Source organism: Enterococcus sp. AZ149 (genome assembly GCF_051714285.1).
Classification (GTDB): domain Bacteria; phylum Bacillota; class Bacilli; order Lactobacillales; family Enterococcaceae; genus Enterococcus_D; species Enterococcus_D entomosocium.
Genome location: NZ_JBIORO010000001.1, coordinates 1,309,185 through 1,330,025, shown reverse-complemented (window position 1 = coordinate 1,330,025; position 20,841 = coordinate 1,309,185). Strand labels below are relative to the sequence as shown.

16 protein-coding genes are annotated in these 20,841 nt (G+C 41.5%); 4 read left to right on the top strand and 12 right to left on the bottom strand.

Annotated features, from left to right (window positions below; all coding sequences use genetic code 11):
• Nucleotides 1-26: 26 nt before the first annotated feature.
• Nucleotides 27-1,808 (bottom strand): ABC transporter ATP-binding protein, encoded by a 1,782-nt coding sequence (locus IGI94_RS06225; protein WP_016621320.1) that lies wholly within the window; start codon nt 1,806-1,808, stop codon nt 27-29.
• Nucleotides 1,795-3,546 (bottom strand): ABC transporter ATP-binding protein, encoded by a 1,752-nt coding sequence (locus IGI94_RS06220; protein WP_077452510.1) that lies wholly within the window; start codon nt 3,544-3,546, stop codon nt 1,795-1,797. The genes IGI94_RS06225 and IGI94_RS06220 overlap by 14 nt, the downstream gene beginning before the upstream one ends.
• A 144-nt stretch (nt 3,547-3,690) precedes the next feature.
• Between IGI94_RS06220 and IGI94_RS06215 the strand changes: the two genes are divergently transcribed.
• On the top strand, nt 3,691-4,527 hold the full coding sequence (locus IGI94_RS06215) for an AraC family transcriptional regulator (RefSeq protein ID WP_005236722.1): 837 nt from the start codon (nt 3,691-3,693) through the stop codon (nt 4,525-4,527).
• A 59-nt stretch (nt 4,528-4,586) separates the two neighbouring features.
• Here the strand turns inward: IGI94_RS06215 and mgtE are convergent, their stop codons facing one another.
• The 4 genes from mgtE to IGI94_RS06195 are packed head-to-tail and all read right to left on the bottom strand — an operon-like array spanning nt 4,587 to nt 8,344.
• Nucleotides 4,587-5,951 carry a magnesium transporter gene (gene mgtE / locus IGI94_RS06210; RefSeq protein ID WP_005229714.1) on the bottom strand — a complete coding sequence of 455 codons (1,365 nt, stop codon included), beginning with the start codon at nt 5,949-5,951 and terminating at the stop codon, nt 4,587-4,589.
• Between the two features lie 17 nt (nt 5,952-5,968).
• On the bottom strand, nt 5,969-6,868 hold the full coding sequence (locus tag IGI94_RS06205) for an RluA family pseudouridine synthase (protein WP_034872214.1): 900 nt from the start codon (nt 6,866-6,868) through the stop codon (nt 5,969-5,971).
• Nucleotides 6,869-6,872: 4 nt separating this feature from the next.
• Nucleotides 6,873-7,670, bottom strand: coding sequence for an NAD kinase (locus IGI94_RS06200; protein WP_301280263.1), 798 nt, complete (start codon nt 7,668-7,670; stop codon nt 6,873-6,875).
• 5 nt (nt 7,671-7,675) lie between these two features.
• Nucleotides 7,676-8,344 (bottom strand): GTP pyrophosphokinase, encoded by a 669-nt coding sequence (locus IGI94_RS06195; RefSeq protein ID WP_005236729.1) that lies wholly within the window; start codon nt 8,342-8,344, stop codon nt 7,676-7,678.
• Between the two features lie 196 nt (nt 8,345-8,540).
• Here IGI94_RS06195 and IGI94_RS06190 point away from each other — a divergent pair, with 196 nt between their 5' ends.
• Complete coding sequence (locus tag IGI94_RS06190) at nt 8,541-9,119, top strand: CYTH domain-containing protein (protein WP_438899553.1); 579 nt, start codon at nt 8,541-8,543, stop codon at nt 9,117-9,119.
• 105 nt (nt 9,120-9,224) lie between these two features.
• Nucleotides 9,225-9,881, top strand: coding sequence for a DsbA family protein (locus IGI94_RS06185; RefSeq protein ID WP_008379746.1), 657 nt, complete (start codon nt 9,225-9,227; stop codon nt 9,879-9,881).
• A 136-nt stretch (nt 9,882-10,017) separates the two neighbouring features.
• Here IGI94_RS06185 and pepF read toward each other — a convergent pair whose 3' ends face one another.
• The 5 genes from pepF to IGI94_RS06160 form a co-directional block, all read right to left on the bottom strand.
• The gene (gene pepF, locus IGI94_RS06180) at nt 10,018-11,835 is read right to left on the bottom strand and encodes an oligoendopeptidase F (RefSeq protein ID WP_086372733.1); all 1,818 of its coding nucleotides are present in this window, start codon (nt 11,833-11,835) and stop codon (nt 10,018-10,020) included.
• A 60-nt stretch (nt 11,836-11,895) separates the two neighbouring features.
• Nucleotides 11,896-12,894, bottom strand: coding sequence for a competence protein CoiA (locus IGI94_RS06175; RefSeq protein WP_438899551.1), 999 nt, complete (start codon nt 12,892-12,894; stop codon nt 11,896-11,898).
• A 100-nt stretch (nt 12,895-12,994) separates the two neighbouring features.
• A complete protein-coding gene (locus IGI94_RS06170) occupies nt 12,995-13,645 on the bottom strand; it encodes an adaptor protein MecA (RefSeq protein ID WP_016621314.1) in 651 nt (216 codons plus the stop codon).
• 152 nt (nt 13,646-13,797) lie between these two features.
• Nucleotides 13,798-14,196, bottom strand: coding sequence for a transcriptional regulator SpxA (gene spxA / locus IGI94_RS06165; protein WP_003127030.1), 399 nt, complete (start codon nt 14,194-14,196; stop codon nt 13,798-13,800).
• Nucleotides 14,197-14,901: 705 nt separating this feature from the next.
• On the bottom strand, nt 14,902-16,638 hold the full coding sequence (locus tag IGI94_RS06160; RefSeq protein ID WP_005236757.1) for an ABC transporter ATP-binding protein: 1,737 nt from the start codon (nt 16,636-16,638) through the stop codon (nt 14,902-14,904).
• Nucleotides 16,639-16,882: 244 nt separating this feature from the next.
• Between IGI94_RS06160 and IGI94_RS06155 the strand changes: the two genes are divergently transcribed.
• Complete coding sequence (locus IGI94_RS06155) at nt 16,883-17,617, top strand: HAD family hydrolase (protein ID WP_034872213.1); 735 nt, start codon at nt 16,883-16,885, stop codon at nt 17,615-17,617.
• Nucleotides 17,618-17,663: 46 nt separating this feature from the next.
• Here IGI94_RS06155 and IGI94_RS06150 read toward each other — a convergent pair whose 3' ends face one another.
• A complete protein-coding gene (locus tag IGI94_RS06150) occupies nt 17,664-20,828 on the bottom strand; it encodes a DEAD/DEAH box helicase (RefSeq protein WP_016613244.1) in 3,165 nt (1,054 codons plus the stop codon).
• Nucleotides 20,829-20,841 lie beyond the last annotated feature (13 nt).

Below are 20,841 nucleotides of genomic sequence, written 5' to 3'. Positions count from 1 at the left end.
GAACGCATCGTTTGTGGGGATTCTTTTTAGATGGCTTGCAGTAAGTCGTATTGTGATTGATACAAATGGTGGTACAAGCCTTTTTGTGCCATTAGCTGATCATGGTTACCCGATTCAGCGATCGTGCCCCCTGCCACGTAAAAGATTCGATCAGAATTTTTGATCGTGGACAGCCGGTGAGCAATGATAAAAGAGGTTCTGCCTTCTAACAGCTTCAACAATCCTTCTTGCAGCAATTCTTCTGTCTTCGTATCGATACTTGAGGTCGCTTCATCTAAGATCAAAATTTTTGGATCAGCCAACAACGCTCGGGCAAAGGAAATCAGTTGCCGTTGCCCTGCAGATAAAGTGCTTCCTCGTTCTTCGACGACGGTTTGATAGCCGTCTTTCAACTCCGTGATAAAGTCGTGAGCACGGACGATTTTCGCTGCTTCGATGATCTCTTCTTCTGTCGCATCTAATTTTCCATAGCGAATATTCTCTATGATCGTTCCTGAGAAAATAAAGGTATCTTGCAGCATGACCCCCATTTGTGAACGCAGCGATTCCAGCGTCACGTCACGAACGTCCATCCCATCTACTTTAACACTGCCTTCATTGACATCATAAAAGCGGCTCAGCAAATTGATGATCGTGGTTTTCCCAGCACCAGTAGGGCCAACCAAGGCAATGCTTTCCCCGGGTTCGATGTGGAAGTTGACATCAGAAAGAATGTTTTTGCCTTCTTCGTATCGGAAGGTCACGTGTTCAAAATCAACGGTTCCTTTCATCGTCGGCAATACTTTTGCATCTGGTTTGTCTTCGATATCTGGCACTTCATCCATCGTTTCAAAAATCCGTTCAAGATAGGCTGTTGCTGTAATCAAAGAATTATAAAAATTCCCGATATTGATGACTGGATTCCAAAAATTATTGATATAACTGATAAAAGCGATCAACGTACCTGTGCTGACATCGACACCGATTTGGCGAATGCCGACAAAATAAATCAAGCAAGTCGTAATGACTGAAATGTTTTGCACCCCAGGCCACATGAGAAACTGAATTTTGACAGCTTTCATCCAGGAAGTCCGATAATCATTGCTGACTTCTTGGAAAATCTCTGCATTTTCTTCTTCCCGTGCGAAGGATTGGGTAATCTTGATGCCGGCAATACTTTCATGAATGTAAGCATTTAAATTGGACTGTTTATTACTCAACTCCTGATAGGCTTTGCGCTGGTTATTTTTGATTACCATCACCATGATGAACAAAATTGGCAGCAACGCAAGGGAATATAGGGTCAATTTGAAGTCGATCGCAAACATAAAGATCAAGGTGATGATGACGTTGAAAACATCGGAAATCAAATTGATCAGGCCATTACTCAACAGGTCACTCAGTGTATTGATGTAGTTTACGATGCGGATCAAGATCTTGCCATGGGGCCTTGTATCAAAATAAGAAAACGGCAGCCGCTGCAGATGTTCAAAAATATCAAAGCGCATATCCTTCAAAACATCTTGCCCAATATTCGTGATATGGTAAATACGATAACGCATGCAGACGCCAATAACGATCAAGGTCACTAAAAAGGCAGCTCCTAAAAGCAGCAATTGATTGACATTTTTTTCAGGAATCGATGAGTCGATGGCGATCTTCGTGAAAACGGGCGCCAGCATTCCTGCTAAGTTTGCCAGGATGATCGTAAATAGTACTTTTCCAATACTTTTTTTATACGGTACGACGTATTGGGACAAACGCTTGAAATCCTTCCAGCTAAATTCCTGGTCTAATTCCTCATCGACATCAAATTTATTTCTCGCCATCGTCTTCACCTCCTGACAAGCCTAATTGTTTTTGATACACTTCATAGTATTTTCCTCGCAGTTTGACGAGTTCTTCGTGGGTGCCTTGTTCAACGACCCGACCTTTTTCCATCATCAAAATCTGATCGGCTTCTCGAACAGAGGAGATCCGATGGGCAATGATGAACGTCGTTTTCTCTCCTGTTAATTTTGTCAGCTCTTGTTGGATCTTCGATTCTGTCTCCATATCGACGGCAGACGTCGTGTCATCCAAAATCAAGATCGATGGATCTTTGGCTAAGGCCCGCGCAAGAGAGATCCGTTGTTTTTGTCCGCCAGAAAGTCCGACGCCTCGTTCACCGACAATCGTCTCGTAGCCTTGAGGCATTCGAGAAATAAAGGTATCTGCATCGGCGACTACCGCCATTTGGCGAATAAAGCCTTCATCTGCTAAAGGATTTCCAAAGGCAATATTGTCAGAGATGGTATTAGAAAACAAGAAGACATCTTGCATCACCATTGAAATGTTTTCCCGCATTTGGCGCACAGGATACTCTTTGGCATTTTTTCCATCAATCAATACTTCCCCTTCAGTCGGGTCATAAAAACGTCCGACTAAATTCACCAAGGTCGTTTTTCCTGAGCCGGTTTCGCCTAAGATCCCTAACGTTTGTCCCGGCCCAATCTTGAAGTTGATGTTTTCCAGTACATTTTGCTCTGGATCATCTGAAAAGTGGAACGAAACATCTTTAAATTCCACAAATCCTTTGATCGGTTCTAATTTTTCTTGTTGGTGAACCGGTATTTTCGATTCTTGTGCCAGCATTTGTCGAATTTTGATACAGGCCGCAGAAAATCGCTGAACATCGTTGATCAACCAGCCGCTCATACGCATGGGGTTGTTCAACATCCATAGATAGCCATTAAACGCAACAAGATCTCCTAAGGTCATGTCCCCATTGATTACGAAAATTCCGCCTAAGACTAAGGCAATGACTGACAAACTTCCTGCTAAGCCATCAAGCCAGGGCAGATAAGTGCGGGAAACTTTGGCAGATGCCATGTTGCGGGTCTTAAAATCTTCGTTGTAGGAGCGAAATTTTTCGATCTCAAAATTTTCACGAGCAAAAGCTTTCACCACCCGATTGCCGCCAATATTTTCTTCTACCATTGAATTCAAGCGCGAAAAGCTCTCACGAATGTCAAAAAACAGTGGGTGTGCTTTTTTAGACATGCGGTTGGTCAACAGAAAAATGATCGGTGTGACAGCCACCAGTGCCAGCATCAATTTCCAATCAATAAAGCTCATCACAACCACCGCTGAAAAGAACCATAAGATACATTCAGCGATATTATAGGTCACCCAAGAAACAAAGTGGCGAATAGCATCGGTATCCCCGGTCATTCGTGCCATAATATCTCCCACACGAGTGTGATTGAAAAAGTCAAAATCCAATTCCTGCAGTTTCTGATACAAGTCTTCCCGTAAATCGTATAGCGTATTTTGTCCGACCCGTTCAAATAAAATTTGATAACTATAGCGGACAATGGTGCGAATGACGGTCGTTGCGATCATGATCAACAGTAATGGAATCAATAAGTGCGTTTTTTGCTGATTGATGACATCATCGATCACCATTCCTCCCAAGTACGGATTAACAATGATCAGCGCTGCATTGATCACTAAAAACAGGATCGCCAATATGATTTTTCCGCGGTTCTTTTTGGCATAGCGCCAGATCCATTGTGTATTACTCATCTAATTCCCCCTCTCGTTGTTAAGCTTAGCGTTTTGAAAAGCGATTTGAATGGTTTTTCTTACTCATTTTGATGTAAAATATTAGTAAGAAGCACCATTCCCTTTTTTTATCGGAGATGGGCACCCAATTGGAGTGAATCAGCCATGAATTTAGTTAACCCTCGGACCTTCAATCCCGAAATCATCTATCTCTTTGACCCATGGACGCAAGCAGAAAGTCATGGAGAAATGCATCATCATGACTTTTTAGAAATCAGCGTCTTGTTAGAAGGAGAAAGTACGTATTATTTTGAAAAAGAACCAGCGAAGAAAATTCGTGCTGGCAGTGTCATGCTTTTTAATCCTGGTGTCGACCACTGCGAATTACAGCCTAAAGGCACTCGCTCCCACCAGTTGCATATTGGACTGAAGAATATTTCCTTGGAAGGATTCAAGCGAAATTTTTTCCCCAACAAACACCCATTGTTAGAATTAGGCAAATACCATCATCAAGTTTTGGAAAAAGCGTGGCAGTTGGTGCGAGAAAGCAGTGAAGAGCGGGATGAGTTTCAGTTGATGCAAAAAGCTGTCTTGATGGAGATGCTCGTCTATATTTTACGCGGACTAAATGAAGACCACATCAATGTCGTTCCTTACCTTTCCAAAAGCCAAAGAAGACAACAACAAATCGTCAACTATACCGTCTATTATTTGGAAAATCATTATAAAGAAGAAATCACCTTGGAAAAACTGGCACAAGATCAATTTCTCAGTCCGACGTACCTTTCCAAGATTTTTAAAGAAGCGACAGGGGTCAGCCCCATTAACTATTTGATAGAAATCCGCCTAAAACGTGCCAAAGACATGCTAAAAAATGACAACCTCACGATCAAGGAAGTCGCCTCTGCAGTTGGCTATCAAGATGCCTATCACTTTAGCAAGTCTTTTAAAAAACTTTATGGCGTCTCTCCTTCTGGGGTGTTGCCAAAACCAAAAAATTAAAAAGCAAGCCAATGATTCTTCACTCGAAGAAAAATCATCGGCTTGCTTTTATTTTTTATTCATTGAATAAAATAGTTCATAAAAAGACTGGCAATATTGAAATAGATCAAAACACTGGTCAAATCACTGAGGGTCGTAATAAACGGACCGCTCGCCACTGCCGGATCAAACCCAAGCTTATCCATTAGCATCGGAATCAAACTTCCCGCTAAGTTGGCTACTGTGATGGCACACATCATAGCCATCCCGATCACAAACCCTAGAATCGGATTTTGTTTCCAGACAGCCACAATAGCAAAAATCGTCAATCCGGTAATAGCTCCTGTGAAAAGTCCTGTAAGCACCTCACCGACCACTGTTTTCATAAAGCTATTTTCTTTATCATCATTGATCGCCAAGCGGCGTACGGCTACCGCTAAAGATTGGGTACCGGCATTGCCGGCAGTTCCGGTGATCAGTGAGATAAAGACGGCGAGAATACTTGCTTCACTAACTAACTCTTCATAATGGCTGATTAAACTGGCGGTTGCCATTCCGAGAAAGAGTAAGGTGATGAGCCAAGGTAACCTTCTCGAAGAAGCTTTGATCGGGTTTTCACTGACTTCTTCTACATTGACCCCTGCCAAACCCGAGTAATCACTGGCTGCTTCATCATCGATAACGTCGATGATATCATCGACGGTCACGATCCCTAATAGGTGATCGTCATAATCGGTGACTGGCAATGCGAGAAAGTCATAATCCCGGAAGGTCTGAGCGACATCCTCTTGGTCATCTCCAACATGAACCGACATCACCCGCTCGTTCAAAATATCAGCAATCATGGTATCTTCATCATTGATGATCAAGTCTCTTAAAGAAATAACGCCCACAAGTTTGTTGTCGGTATCCACGACGTAAATATAATAAATCGTCTCAGCAACATCTGCGGCATTTTTTAAGACATACATCGCTGAACGAACCGTTTGGTTGGCAACAATGGAAACAAACTCGGTTGTCATCAATGATCCAGCTGTTTCATCTTCATAATGCAATAGTTCTTTGATCTCGCTAGCGGCTTCAGCAGTCATCAGACTCAAATATTTGGCCGTTTGTTTCTTGTCCAATGTATTCAGTAGATCGACAGCATTATCGGTATACATCTCTGCTAACATCGTTGCAGCATATGCCGGCCGCATTTCTGAAAGATAGTCCACCATGTTTTCATCGTCTTCTTCAATGACGTCAAACATGTCTGCCAATTCTTTCGGCGATAGATACGTATAGACGATTTGTCGATCGTCTGCTTCTAGAGATTGGTAGAATTGACCCTGCTCGTAGATATGCAGATCCAAGAATGCCTCACGAAATCCCTGGATATCATTGTCTTTTAGTGCTTGATTCAGTTGATCAAATCGTTCGGTTAATTCTTGATTTTCATCCAATCTCTTCACCTCATTTGTTATTGCTTATCGATAGCTGAACAAACAGCGGCCATGTCTGCAGGTAAAGGCAGTTCAAAAGCCAACGGTTCATTCGTAAAGGGATGCTGGAATTGCAGCTGACAGCAATGAAGTGCCTGTCGTCTGATCCCAAAAGCCATTGGTCCCCCATACATCTCGTCTCCTAGTAAGGGACAACCGATTGCAGAAAAATGGACCCTTATTTGATGTGTCCGGCCTGTGTGTAGTTGAATGTCGACTAATGCGCAATCTGAATTGCGCTGTTTTAGCCAATACTCCGTACGTGCCTCTTTTCCTTCTTCACTGACCTTGCGTTTCAAAAGCGAGGTCAGGTCCCTAGCGATAGGCAAATCGATCTCGCTATGGGCGGATAATGCGGAAAGATCTCCCGCAACGAGGGCTTGATATTTTTTAACAACTTGCTTCTTCCGTAACTGGCTATCCAGCTTCGCATGGGCAAAGCCGTGTTTTGCAAAAAGCATCAATCCTGATGTGTCACGGTCTAAGCGAGTCACTACATGGATCACTTGATCTTCATAGTGTTGCGCTTGATAGTAGGCCTTGACTCGATTGGCCATCGTGCCAGTCGGATGATATTGCGCAGGAATCGATGAGATGCCAGCCGGCTTATTCACGATTAACAGATGGGCATCTTCATACACAATCTCAATAGGTGTCGGATCAGCCAGCATCGTTTCATGTTCCCCTTCAGGAGGAATTACAATAGTTACCCTATCATTTTGCGCCAAAGAAAACAAGACGTTTTGCTCGTGGTCGTTCACAAATATCTTTCCGCCTTGAAATTTTATTTTCGCTAGCAGACCTTTGGATACTCCTTGTTCCTTCAAAAAATATTTGACTTGCTGCCCTTGTCCAGTATATTGATACGTAAATTCCATGAGTTTATTCTTCTCCAATAAAGGAATCTTTGACACGATTCCAAAAATGCATATGCCGATAAGACGCAAAATGAATCCGTTCGTCGGCAATCCGGTAATAGATTGCATCGATTTCTTCTTGCTCGATGGTAAATTGATCAATCGTCACTAAATAGTCGGTACTTTGTTGCAGTTGCACTTTGACCCACTCGTGATGACCCACGACGATCGGTGATCCAAGTGTCCGAAAGACGCGATTGTTCAAAGAAGCAATCTCTGCTAATTGAAACGCATTGATACTTGGGTGCAATACTGCCCCACCAACACTTTTGTTATAGGCAGTTGAGCCGGTTGGCGTTGAGATCGAGAGGCCATCCCCGCGAAACTTTTCAAAGAGGTCTTCTTTAATAGAAATATCGGCAACCATGGTGCGATTGCCGCGTTTGATCGTTGATTCGTTCAATGCCAGGAAATGCTTGTCTGGTTTGCCATTTGCATAAGTGATTCGGACATCCAATAAAGGATAACTGACACTCTTTTGATGGTCATTGCATAAAGACTCTACCAATTCATCCAATTCATAGTCACGCCAATCTGTATAAAAGCCGAGGTGTCCCGTATGGACCCCTAAAAATTGTACTTGATCTAACTTATGGTTGAACAAGTGAAAAGCAGAAAGAAGCGTACCATCTCCACCAACAGAGATCACTAATTCAGGGTTCTCTTGATCGATCTTGTTTTCAGACTGCTCCAGGAGGACAGTTAAACGCTTCGTCACTTCTACTGACTTGCTTTCTTGATTATGGACGATTGCCACGCGGATGCCTTTCATTCTGATTCCTCCTTCGGCAACTTGGGCGTGTCATGTCCGCCGCGTTTGCCTTTCCCATGAGAAAACAACCGCTGTGCCTCTTGGATCTCTTCACGAATATTAGACATCTCTTCATCTAGCTGGTAGGCTGCTTCTGCCGAACGTCGTAGTCGCTCGCTAATTTCATCGGGAAATTCCCCTTGGTATTTGTAGTTCAATGAATGTTCAATCGTTGCCCAAAAGTTCATCGCCAGTGTACGAATTTGTACCTCTGCTAAGATAATTTTTTCTCCATCGATCAATTGAACTGGATACTCGATCACCAGATGATACGAGCGGTAACCACTGACTTTTTTATTGGTAATATAGTCACGTTCAATAATGACTTTCATGTCTTTACGTGTCCGCAACAGTTCAACGACTTGGTGAATGTCTTCCACAAACTGACACATGATTCGCAAACCGGCGATGTCAGACATTTCTTCTTCAAGACGATCCAGTGCGATTCCTCGTAATTTGCTTTTTGTTAAAATGCTATCTACTGGCTTGACACGTCCCGTGACAAATTCAATGGGAACATGTTTGTTTTGTTCCCGATATTGTTTTCTTATGCCTCTTAATTTTACTTTTAATTCTGAAACCGCCTGTTCATAAGGCGCTAAGAATTCTTCCCAATCTCGAATCATTCTTCTCCCTCGATTCTGTTCATAACATACCTCTTATTCTACCATACTCTTGGAATAAAACTGAATGGACAGAAGTGCAGAAGCAAAAGATTTTTTTGTCTGCCCCAATCGTTTCCGCTTTTCTTTGTTTAGTTTCTTTGACGGAATAGCTGAAACAGCGTACACTATGTTTGCAATAGAAAGAGAGTGAAAATCAATGGTCGAACAAGTTGAGATTGAATATAAAACAATGTTGACGGAAAAAGAATACCACCAGTTGCTTGCTTATTACAAATTGTCAGAAAAAGCCTTCAAGACGCAAACCAATTATTACTTTGATACGCAAGACTATAAACTGCGAGAAAAGCATTTTGGCTTACGCATTCGCACGACTCCTACCAATGCAGAATTAACGCTAAAGACCCCCATTGAACACGGTCTGTTAGAAACGACTGATCCTTTGACAATCGAAACCGCAGCGTCATTGATCGCGTCAGAAAAAATTTTAAAAACAGGTGTGGTTGCTCAACGCTTAAAAGCAGCGGATATCAAACCTGATTCATTACACATGATCGCAGCATTAAAAACGAAACGGGCGGAATTTCCGATCAATGAAGGATTACTTGCTTTGGATGAAAGCTGGTATGGTCAACAGCATGATTATGAGTTAGAGCTAGAAGTCAGTGAGCCAATTCAAGGAAAACTTGCCTTTCAATCGTTATTGCATTCTTTTGGTGTTCCTTACCGACCAGCAAAAAACAAGATCATTCGAGCCGTTGAAGAAAAATCATTGTAGGATGCCCTTTTGCTTACTTTTTTCGCGTTTTTTTGCTATATTTAATAAAACATACTTATTTTGTTTTTCAAGTTACTCAAGAATCTTAATTGGGGAGAGATTCAAATGATCGAACTTTTTTTATTTATTAATCCGATTGGGCCTATTTGTTATGATATCGAAAAAGAGATTCTCAACAAATTAAACACGAGCCGCAAAAAAATCCATTTGCAGATCCTGCCTTTCGTTAACTTGTTTTCCGTAGGTGTTTCAATGGACTATTTGTCCATGAATAAGGCGGATTTGGTCTTGCGAAATGAACAGACCAACCAAATCTATGCTGCGTCATTGGATTATAAAGCAGCCCAGTTGCAAGGAAAAAAAATTGCTCGGGATTTCTTATTGAAATTGCAACAACGGATAGGGATCGAAAAACAGGAATATTGTGACACCTTAGTGAAAGATCTATTTTCAGAAACGAATGGTGATTTAGAGATGTTCCTAGAAGATCGTACATCTGAGTTAGTGAAAAAGAACTTTGCCACCGATCAGAGGGTAGCGAAAGACATGGGCATCACGATCACACCTTCTGCTGTGGTGTATGATTTTTCAAGTGAAGAAGAATATGGGGTCCTTTTAGAAGGATCAGAGGAACTGAGAAGTCTTCCTCTCGTCTGTGGTACAGCAACAGAACTCGATACATTTATGCAAAAAGCTCAGTCTTTGAAAGCACCAAAACTTTCCACTATTCATGAAATTGATCGAGGGTTGATTCTTTTATGAAACCCTATTCAATAGCGACGCTGCGCAGCGAGCCAAACGATGATCTTGTGTTTGGCTCGCTGCGCAGCGTTTTTCATTGCAGGAGGAACAAAAAAAACAAACCAATCCTTTTCGGACTGGTTTGTACTCTTTTCAATTATGCTTCGATTTCTTTTACGAGTTCTTCCAATTCATTCAAGCGTTGCTCAAATACTTTCATTGCATCTTCAATATAATCTGCTTTCGTCATATCTACGCCTGCTTTTTTCATGACTTCGATTGGATAATCACTACGTCCGGCTTTCAAATAGTTCAAATAGTTAGTTAAGGCATCCGGTTCGCCAGCTAAGATTTTCTTCGCCAAAGCAGAAGCTGCCGAAAAACCAGTTGAATATTGGTAAACATAGTAATTGTAATAGAAATGCGGAATGCGTGACCACTCAAGACGAATCTCCGGATCTTTTTCAACTGATGGTCCGTAGTATTTTGCATTTAACTCGGCATAGTTCTCGCTTAAGAATTCACTGGTCAACGGCGTTCCTTTCGCATCTTCCACGTGCATGAAGTGTTCAAACTCGGCAAATTGCGTTTGACGGAAAATCGTTCCTTTGAATCCATCAAGAAAATGATTCAAGACATAGGCTTTGACCCGCGGATCAGTCTCAGTCCGAAGCATGTATTCCGTTAAAATATTTTCATTCGTGGTTGAAGCGATTTCTGCTAAGAAGATCGAGTAATCCCCATAGGCATAAGGCTGGTTATTCCGTGTGAAGTAACTATGCACACTGTGTCCCATTTCATGAACGAGGGTAAAGAGTTGATCCAATCGATCATTCCAGTTCATTAAGATATAAGGCAGTGTGTCATAAGCACCTGAAGAATAGGCACCACTGCGTTTGCCTTTGTTTTCAACGACATCGATCCACCGATTGCTGAAGGCTTCTTCAACTACAGCTAGATACTCTTCCCCTAATGGTTTTAGCGCTTCTTTCGCTTTTTCGACTGCTTCTTCATAGGTATAGCGAATCGGTGCTTCCCCTAAAATCGGCGTGTACACATCATACATATGAAGCGTGTCGACAGCCAACAGGCGTTTTCTTAATGCCATATATCGGTGTAATAATGGCAAATGCTGATTAACGACGTCCACTAAGGTATCATAGACACTTTCAGGAATATGATTGGCACTCAAAGCGGCTTGGCGTGCCGAGTCGTATTTACGGGCTTTGGCTTTAAAGTTGTGGGCTTTGATATTCGTACTTAAGGTTTGGGCAAAGGTATTGCGGAATTGCTCATAAACGCCATAGAGACCTTTAAAGGCCGCTTCCCGAACAGACCGATCCGTGCTTTCCATCAACTCACCGTATACACCATGAGATAGCTGTACTTTTTCCCCGTTTTCGTCTTCAACTACTGGAAAATCCAAATCAGCATTGTTTAAAACAGAAAAAATGTTGCCGGATGCTCCAAAAATTTCGCCTGCTCCGGCCAATAGCGCTTCTTGATCGGCAGGCAAAACATGGGGCCGCTCGTTAATAGTTTTTTCGATCATATGACGATAAACAGCTAGTTTCGGTTCTTGATCGAAATAGCCCCAAATGGTTTCATCGGACATCGTCAATAATTCGGGATCAAACCAAGCAACGGCTTCACTTACTTGCGCAACTAAACTGCTGGCTTTCGCATATAAGCCTTGATAAGTCGTATTAGCGGTATCTTGATCATTTTTCAAATGACTGTAAACATACAGTTTCTCTAAACGGCGAGAAAGATCTAAGACAAATTCTAAAGCGGATAGGAAGGCTTGTGGCCCATCTGCTAAAGTGCCTTGGTAACTGCTAGCTTCTTTAAGCTGTGCTTGGATTTCTTGAAATTCTATGTCAAAAGCCGCATCATCGGCATAGATTTTCGTTAAGTCCCACGTTTTTTCGACTGGAATCGATTCACGTGCTGGTAATTGTTTTGTTTCTGACATTCCCTTCACTCCTTGTTCATTGGTTAAAAATATCTTATCACACTTTTCAACGAAACCAAATCATTGGCTTGAAAAAGAAACCGAATTTTCTAAATATTGGCATTCTTGAAAGATTTCTCTCAATATTTCTCTTTGATCAAGCAAAGGAAAGCACCATTGCCAATGCAGCTTCCTCAACTGAATCAACCACTGTTCAAAACTAATGGGACATTCACTTAAATAGAGAAAGCGAAAAATCAGTATGTGGTGTTCAAATAAAAAGCCAAACCGACTTTCACAATAGCACCAAAGAGGCAACTGTGAGACATTCCCATTCAACGGGTATACTATTTCTTGAATCTCTCTGATTTTAGGCAGTCTGTTTCGCAGTTTTCGAATCACCCACAAACGATAATCGACCGCTACCCATTCAATAGAATGGTGGGTATCTGATTCATCTGCTTCGTACAAAGGTCGAAGTGTCTCTTTCCTGTATGGCTCCCCTTTTTGTATAGCGCTTCGTCGACTGATTACCCCTTCTTGATAGTGCCATTTGATTTGGTGCAGCCGCACCAATGCCTGATTTCGCGTATCAATGAGCCACAAGCAAAAGCCAGTAGACTGATAAGTACAGCAGGCTTTTGCCAAAAGCGACCAATGGCGTTTCGGATACATTTTGGTCCCTAGGATCCACCAAGGCTGATAACCATTTGCTAAATAAGTGCTGGTTCGTTCCAGAAATCGTGAAAACTTGAGTGAAGAACACTGGACTTCAACGGCAATATTTTTGTAACAGAGATCAGGTCGCTGCTGAAGTTGCGGCAAGTAGGCTTCAAGTTCAATATCCATCTCTTGATACCATTCAAACAAAAGTTGTTTTGCTTCCAAGTGCTCCTTCGTCTCCCCTTCACTGTATGTCTGACAATCAGTGGTGGCTTGATGGGCAAAGTGGGACTGTCGCTTAAGTCCTTGCCTCAAAATCACTTCTTTCTGACAGCCTGGGCAATAAAAAGGGCCCGAGGATTTCTTTGCCCCTTTCGCTAGGATGACTTCTTTTCTTTGGTTAAACGCTTTCAACATCTGGCTCACCTCAATAAGAGGTACGCCAGATTCGTCAAACACAATCAAAAAAGCCAAAAACATTGTCAAAATGTCCTTGGCTGGAAATGATTTTCATCCATTAATCATTCTTGAAATAGAAACGAGTCAATTCAAGTGCATCGTTTTCCATGATCAACTCACCGTATTCTGATAAAACTTCGGGCGTCACTGAAGTCCTTTGGGCAAATTCCATCAAATAAGAAAGTGCATTTTCCACTTCAATATCAGTAATATCTACATCCATAAATCGAATTTCAATATAATAATGATTGCCCATTTGGTAAAGATTGGTTGCAACGGAATCCAAATATACTTCGGATGCCAATTGAATCATATCTTCGAATCGCAACAACTCAAATACAAAACGATTGCCGATTTCTTCTGCTTGCTCTGACTCTTGTAATTGAGCCGCTACATGTTTTTTCAACATATCGGTAATGTCTTCATTCGCTTCATCGTTCATCTCATCAAAATTTTCCATTCCTTCTGGTGGAAGATTTTTGCTAATAAACAATTCTAACCCATCGCCTTTAGGCAAGACTTGGAAAGTTACAGCTTCACTGCCTTTAAATTCTTCGTCAATATCAACTTCTTCAAGAATACTGTAAAAGAAGTTTTCAATTTCATTGTGATTTCCTAGAAGGTCAAGAAAAGTGATGCCTCTCGCAGCTAAGTCTTCACTTTTGATCAATACACGAATGGTGTTCTCATTGATATGTTCCATTTCCATATTAGCTACACCTCACTTTTGCTACTCACTATAGGTTCATTGTATCGAAACCTGATAAAAAGTAAAGAGAAAACGAATATCCTCTTAAGAAAAACGTAAAAACTCAAAAAAAGACTCACTTTCTACGAGAAAGCGAGTCGATGAAGTCAAATTTATAAGCCTGCCATTAATTGCGCTTGTCTTAGTTCCAGTTGGCGAACATCCCTAGGTAAGAACCGACGAATTTCATCTTCGTTAAACCCAACTTGCAATCGTTTTTCATCGATCATAATTGGCCGACGCAATAATCCTGGATTTTCTTGAACAAGTGTCAATAAATCTTTTAGGGGCAAGTCATCTAGATCCATATTCAACTTTTGGAATACTTTGGATCTGGTGGAAATAATTTCTTCTGTGCCATCTTCTGTCATTTGTAGAATTGCCTTAAGCTCAGAAATATTTAACGGTTCTGAAAAAATATTTCTTTCAACAAAAGGGATTTCGTGCTCTTGTAACCACGCACGAGCTTTGCGACAAGATGTGCAACTTGGGGAAGTGTATAGTGTCAACAACGTGCATCTCTCCTTTTTAATTTTCAATCAAGCAAGTCCTGTTCCCTCGCTTGATTTCAATTATACAGGTTTAACTAAAAAAAATCTAGTCTAAATCTCATATTTTTTAATAAAACTCGAAAGTTATATTAAAAGCGAAACCTTTTAGGCAAAAGGTTTCACTCAAAAAGTTTATTTTTAAATGAGAAAAATCAAATTTTTTTTTAATATTACTTCTTTTATACAACAGTGTGTCAAAGGTGTATCAAAAAGATGTCAGAATATTAAAATACTCTTTTAGTTGAATCCCGCGTTTTTTAATTTCCCCTCTGTAATTACATGTGTAATCAAAAAAAAGGAGGAAAAAACCAAGTCCATGGCTCAATCGTTTTCAAAGGAAAAATTTCACGATCCCTTGTTGCCTTGGAAACGACAGGGCTACAATAAAAATATATGTTATTTTTTCCAGAGAAGATTCTCAACCAATGTCTTCATTCTTGATTCCATTGTATCACATTCCTTTTTAATCAGAAAACCATACAAGCATTTCTGTCATAATCGACAATAAAACAGTAGGAGAAATGAATATCTGCTTATAAATGAAAAGGGTTTCTCACAAAAATTTAGTGAAAAACGATCAACCTAAGAAACCCGTCTTTTATGCTTTTTCCTGACAAAGTATAAAAAGACTAGTGTTTTCTTGGATTGATCGTTCATTTCTTTCTTCTAAGGGAGAGAAGGTTCTCCATCACGAGCGAATTGCGCATCATGCAATGCGCGATAATGTCCCTTTTTCGCCATCAAATCTTCATGGGTCCCCTCTTCTAAGATGCCTTTATCACTAACGACAATGATGCGTGTCGCATGTTTGATCGTTGCGAGGCGATGGGCAATGATCAAGGTTGTACGGCCATCTGCCAAAGAATTCAATGACTCTTGAATCACTTGCTCGGTTTCTGTATCCAACGCTGATGTTGCTTCATCTAATATCAAAATCGGCGGGTTTTTTAAGAACATCCGAGCAATCGCTACCCGCTGCTTTTGACCACCGGATAATTTGACTCCTCGTTCACCGATGACCGTATCTAACCCATCCGTCATTTGATCGATGACCTTTTCTAAGTGTGCTAATTTGACTGCCTTTAAAATCTCTTCTTCTGTTGCATCAAGTTTGCCATAAGCAATATTTTCTCGAATCGTTCCCGGGAAAAGAAAGACATCTTGCTGCACAGTCCCAATCTGCTGACGTAAAGAAGCCAGGGTCATCTCCTGAATATTGATGCCGTCAATCGTAATGGCGCCTTCAGTGACTTCATAAAAACGCGGCAACAAGTTGCATAACGTGGTTTTCCCTGAGCCACTTTGCCCGACGAAGGCGATCGTCTCGCCAGCTTTGATCGATAAATCGATGTGATTCAAGACTTTCGTCGCATCCGCATAGGAAAAAGAAACATCTTGGTAGACGATATCCCCTTTTAATGATTGAACAGCCCGTGCCCCTGGTTTGTCTTTGATCGTCGGTTCTTTATCCAATTCTTCGGTCAATCGTTTGAAGCCAGCGATGCCTTTCGGATAGCTTTCAATCATCGTATTGACCTTCTCAATTGGTCTAACAAAGACATTCGATAATAAAATAAACCCAACAAACTGGCCATTCGTCAGTTCACCACGAATCACGTAGTAAGCACCAAAAATCAGAGCAAACAAGTTGATCAAGCGAATCAGAAAGTAATTATACGCTGAACTGATCGCCATTACCTTATAAAAAAGGATCTTCGATTGCCGATAGATTTCGCTCAATCCATCAAAGCGTTTATGTTCGAACGTTTCATTAGCAAACGATTGGGTCACTCGAATGCCGCTAACAGATGCTTCCACTCCGGCGTTGAACTCACCGAGGTTGTCATAGATCTGTGTATTGACTTTGGTCATTTTCTTATTGAAAAAAACCAAGGCAATCGTAATCAATGGAATCAACGCAAATGTCGCTACCGCTAATTGAACGTGCATATTCAACATCAATAGGAATGCCCCCACCAAAGTCATGATGGTAATAAAAACATCTTCTGGCCCATGGTGAGCGACTTCAGAGATTTCAAAGAGATCCGTGGTCAAGCGACTGATCAGCTTGCCGGTCTTTTGATTGTCATAATATTCAAAAGATTGGGTCTGCAGATGTCGAAACAGTTCTTGACGCATATCTGTCTCAATATTGACCCCAAGTTTATGACCATAAAAAACCACGATATATTGCAACACAGTATTGATCACATAAAACAAGAACAAGCCTAAGCAAGCCAATAGTATCAAGCGAAAGTTGTTCTGGGGCATGATCTTATCGATTACTTGGTTGACGGCAACGGGAAAGGCCAGTTCTAATAAACCAGCAAATACCGCACAAGTAAAATCTAGCATAAATAGTGACCGATACGGTCGATAATAACGAAAAAACCTTTTTAACACATTTCCCCCTCCTCAATAGCTTTCATTATAAGCAACTCTTTGAAGAAATGCAAAATGAGAAACATGTGAAAATGGGTAAAATTCACTATAATTTTGAAAACCTATCAAGACGCGGATTTCTAAAAACAGTAAATAAAACCTTTATTTTACAGGGATTTCCCTCTTTTTTTTACAGGAATAATGGCTTATGATTGATTCGAAAACAAACTGAAAATTTTCACTAACTCTGAAAGGCGTGTCTCTTTTGATCACTAGTATTCTTTTTGATGTCGATGATACCTTATATGACCAGCAACAACCATTTCGTAATGCCATAACCTCATGCTTTCCACAAATTGCCCGCAAGGACCTAACCGCTCTTTATTTGCGTTTTCGCGTACATAGCGATGAACAGTTTGGAAGGGTATTGGCGAATGAATGGACGCTGGAGCATTTTCGTTATTACCGGCTGACTCATTCTCTAACGGACTTAGGTTATTTCTCTATTACTATGGAAGAAAGCTGCCAGTTTCAGCTGTGCTATGAACAAGAACTAGATGCTATCACGCTACATCCAGAAGTTGAGTCAACCTTGAGTTATTTGTCCAAATTGCCAATCAAATTAGGAATTATTACTAACGGTCCCACCGACCACCAACAAAAGAAGTTGAATCAGTTGCAACTGACTCGATGGATCAAACCAGAGCATATGATCATTTCACAAGCAACCGGTTATCAGAAACCAGAACTAGAAATTTTCCAATTGGCAGAAACCGCCTTTGCTCTTGATCCAGAAACAACACTGTACGTAGGTGACAACTTTGATAATGATGTAGTGGGCTGCAAAAAAGCCGGTTGGCAAGCCTTGTGGTTCAATCATCGTCTTCGTCAGGCGCCTAATGGATTGGAAGATTTACCCGATGTGTCGATCACTGCTTTCTCGCAGCTCCAAGAAAGTATTGACGCCCTCTTGCAGCTTCCTGCATACGCCTATAACTAAAAAACATGGACCTTCGCTTCAAGCGGGTCCATGTTTTTTTGAATGCTTAATGTTCTTCGCCGATACTCAAAATTAAGCGAATATCTTCTTCGGTCATTTGTTGAAGCTGGGTTTCATTGCCTTGAATCACTTTTTGGAAAAGCTCACGCTTTTCTTGTTGCAATGCATCCATTCGTTCTTCAATGGTTCCTTCGGCGATCATTCGCCAGACTTCGACTACATTTTTTTGACCGATCCGATGGGCTCGTCCAGCGGCTTGTTCTTCCACTGCCGGGTTCCACCATAAATCGTATAAAATCACTGTATCTGCACCAGTCAGATTTAGTCCAGTTCCTCCTGCTTTTAATGAGATCAAGAAGACATCTTTTTCGCCACTATTAAAAGCATTGACCATCGTCAAACGATCTTGCGGCGGTGTGCTGCCACGCAAATAGAAGGATTCAAACCCTTCCTGGGCTAATTCTTCTTCAATGATCGAAAGCATACTGGTGAACTGAGAAAATAGCAGGACACGACGGCCATTTTCTTTGGCTGCTAAGAGTAAATCTTTGACCTGTTCAAGTTTCCCAGAAGACCCTTCGTAGTCCTCCACGAATAATCGAGGGTCACAGCAGATTTGCCGTAGACGAGTCAAGCCAGCCAAAATACTGATCCGATTTTTGCGGAAAGACGTAGAATCCATTTGCGCGATTTCTTCTCGCATTTGTCGCAAATACGCCAAATAAATTTTCTTTTGTTCCTCTGTTAGGACACTGTAATAATTTGTTTCCAGCTTTTGCGGCAAATCATGTAACACAGATTTTTTATCTCTTCGCAAAATGAAGGGTTTGATCATTTTTGCAATTTCCTGTGTAGATAGTTCCTTAAATTTCTGCTTGTTGGGGAAAAAGCCTGGCATAATCATTTGGAACAAGGACCACAATTCTTCTAAATTGTTCTCGATCGGTGTGCCACTGAGGGCGAACCGCTGCGGAACTTCCAAGGATCGCAATGCCTGTGCCGTTTTGGTCGCGCTGTTTTTGACCATCTGTGCTTCATCTAAAATCAAACACGATAGCTCTAGTGCTTGATAGGCATCAATGTCCTGACGCAAGCTTGCATACGAAGTAATTCGGACGTCCGCTGATTGCGCCATCTGCGCTTCTCGCTCTTCTTTCGTTCCACTGATGACAGTCGCTGAAATTGAAGGTGCGAACCGTTTGATTTCTTGCTGCCAGTTGAATGTTAGACTGGCTGGCGCCACGATCAACGCATTCAATTTTTGATGCTCTTGTTTCTCAGAAAGCAAATAGCTAATGGTTTGGACGGTCTTCCCTAACCCCATTTCATCAGCAAGAATGCCGCCAAATTGATAATGGCTCAACATTTTTAGCCAACGAAAGCCAACTTCTTGGTACTGCCGCAACTCAGCATGCAAGTTGTCTGGCAACTGTGCCTCAAAGTTTTCTGGATGGATCAAATCTTTCGTCATTTGCTGAAAGCCTGTGCTAAAACTCGCTTGATCGGCAAACTGTTCTTGCAGTAATAGCCCTTGATTCAATGGGACTTGGATTGCCCCGTTTTTCGTATCTAACGAGAGCCGCAATTTTTTGAGGGCAGCACTTGCTTCTTGAAACTCTTCCGACTCCAACGAAAGAACTTGACCATTTTCTGTGGTATAAAATTGCGCAGATTGCAACAGACTCCGCAAAACATCGTTGATCTCTGATTCTTGAATGCCGCTAACATCAAACTTGATATCCAACCAAGAACCATTCTCTTCAATCACGATTTCTGGTCGATGATGCTGGGCATCAAGGTAGAGTTCCCGCAGCTTCTTGCCGATCCGCACTTCCCCTAATTGTCTCAAGACCGGGATCTCTCTCGTAAAAAAGGTATAGAGTTGCTCACCTAGTGGTAGATTTTTTTGCCAATTTTTGCTGCTGGCTTGATAGCCAAAGGTTTCAATAATGGCTTCGATCCGTGCTTCTTGTTGGAAATCACGTAAAATCTCTGGATGATTTTCTGGCATGTATTGATGTTTTTCATCACTTGAAAAAACGACTTCTCCATAAGTAAAATCAACTTGTAGATCTACTTGACCTTTGATTTTCCGCAAGGAGAAAACTGCTTTCAATTCAGATTCTTCGATGTCATTTTGAACCTCAGGAGCCACTTGGACACGCCCAATTTTTCGCAAATAAGGCAAAACTTTCATAAAGAGATTCGCCAGCTCTTCTTTTGGATAATCAATGATTGGCTGTTCAAAACGTTTAAACAGCTGCTGCATCGTGACATAGATCTCCTTTTGCTCGACAGTCAATTCATAAAATGTTCCGTCCAACAGCCCCCAGTTATAATAACTAAGTAAGTGGTCGAAGTCTTTTACGAACTGCAGCGGAAAATGATCCGTTTCTTTTGTAACTGAAAACGTCAATGGTTCCCCCGATTGGAAGTCTACTTGGCTGACCTTGGTTTCACCAATGGTGATTTGCGTGTAGACATCATTGAATTGCAATAGCAGTTCTTTGCCGAATTCAACGGGCAGAAGCAAGTATTTTTTATCAAGTTTGCCATTGATTTGAATGCCCGCTTGCCCCATTAATTGTTGGGTTTGCGCGATTCCTGTCAATCGATTCAATAAAGCTCGATTTTTCTCATCAAAGGCATCCGCAGAAAGCAAAAAGGTCTGTTGCTTATTGGCCGCATATTGCTTGTTCTCTTGATACATCTGTAAAAATTTATAAATGTTTTTGACGACATAGGTCCTGGCCGTGCCGCGATGCCCGACCTTCAAAGAGACCCCTAAAATATCCATCTCTTGGTGATAAGGATTTGTCGCAATCGTATCTACCCGAAATTCAATCTGTAATGGTTTACTCGCTTCCTTTTCGCTGTCTAAGCGAGCAAAACCATTTGAAAACATCTCTGAAGCAGAGAAGGCCTTTTTGATGGGGGTTTGTTCATTGATTTTTCGTGTTTTTCCTTGTTGGCGTAAATAGAGTTCGACGGCCACCGTATGTTTGCAATAATGATGTTCTTCCCAATAGGGACATTGGCAATAATCCACTTCTTTGGCAGTAGCATCCAAAGTAACTAAATACAATTCTGTTCCGAGTACTTCTGCATGCCACACATTTTTTTCTTTATCCGGGGTGACAGACAGGACACGGCCTTCATTAAGATACGTTCTCCCCCGCTCGATTACTTTTTCTGGAATACTCCACTTCATAAGAGCCCTCCTC

Excerpts from the sequence above, each read along its gene's own strand:
- IGI94_RS06225 (WP_016621320.1), bottom strand. The coding sequence starts at position 1,808 with ATGGCGAGAAATAAATTTGATGTCGATGAGGAATTAGACCAGGAATTT.
- IGI94_RS06220 (WP_077452510.1), bottom strand. The coding sequence starts at position 3,546 with ATGAGTAATACACAATGGATCTGGCGCTATGCCAAAAAGAACCGCGGA.
- IGI94_RS06215 (WP_005236722.1), top strand. The coding sequence starts at position 3,691 with ATGAATTTAGTTAACCCTCGGACCTTCAATCCCGAAATCATCTATCTC.
- IGI94_RS06205 (WP_034872214.1), bottom strand. The coding sequence starts at position 6,868 with ATGGAATTTACGTATCAATATACTGGACAAGGGCAGCAAGTCAAATAT.
- IGI94_RS06195 (WP_005236729.1), bottom strand. The coding sequence starts at position 8,344 with ATGATTCGAGATTGGGAAGAATTCTTAGCGCCTTATGAACAGGCGGTT.
- IGI94_RS06190 (WP_438899553.1), top strand. The coding sequence starts at position 8,541 with ATGGTCGAACAAGTTGAGATTGAATATAAAACAATGTTGACGGAAAAA.
- IGI94_RS06185 (WP_008379746.1), top strand. The coding sequence starts at position 9,225 with ATGATCGAACTTTTTTTATTTATTAATCCGATTGGGCCTATTTGTTAT.
- pepF (WP_086372733.1), bottom strand. The coding sequence starts at position 11,835 with ATGTCAGAAACAAAACAATTACCAGCACGTGAATCGATTCCAGTCGAA.
- IGI94_RS06175 (WP_438899551.1), bottom strand. The coding sequence starts at position 12,894 with ATGTTGAAAGCGTTTAACCAAAGAAAAGAAGTCATCCTAGCGAAAGGG.
- IGI94_RS06170 (WP_016621314.1), bottom strand. The coding sequence starts at position 13,645 with ATGGAAATGGAACATATCAATGAGAACACCATTCGTGTATTGATCAAA.
- IGI94_RS06150 (WP_016613244.1), bottom strand. The coding sequence starts at position 20,828 with ATGAAGTGGAGTATTCCAGAAAAAGTAATCGAGCGGGGGAGAACGTAT.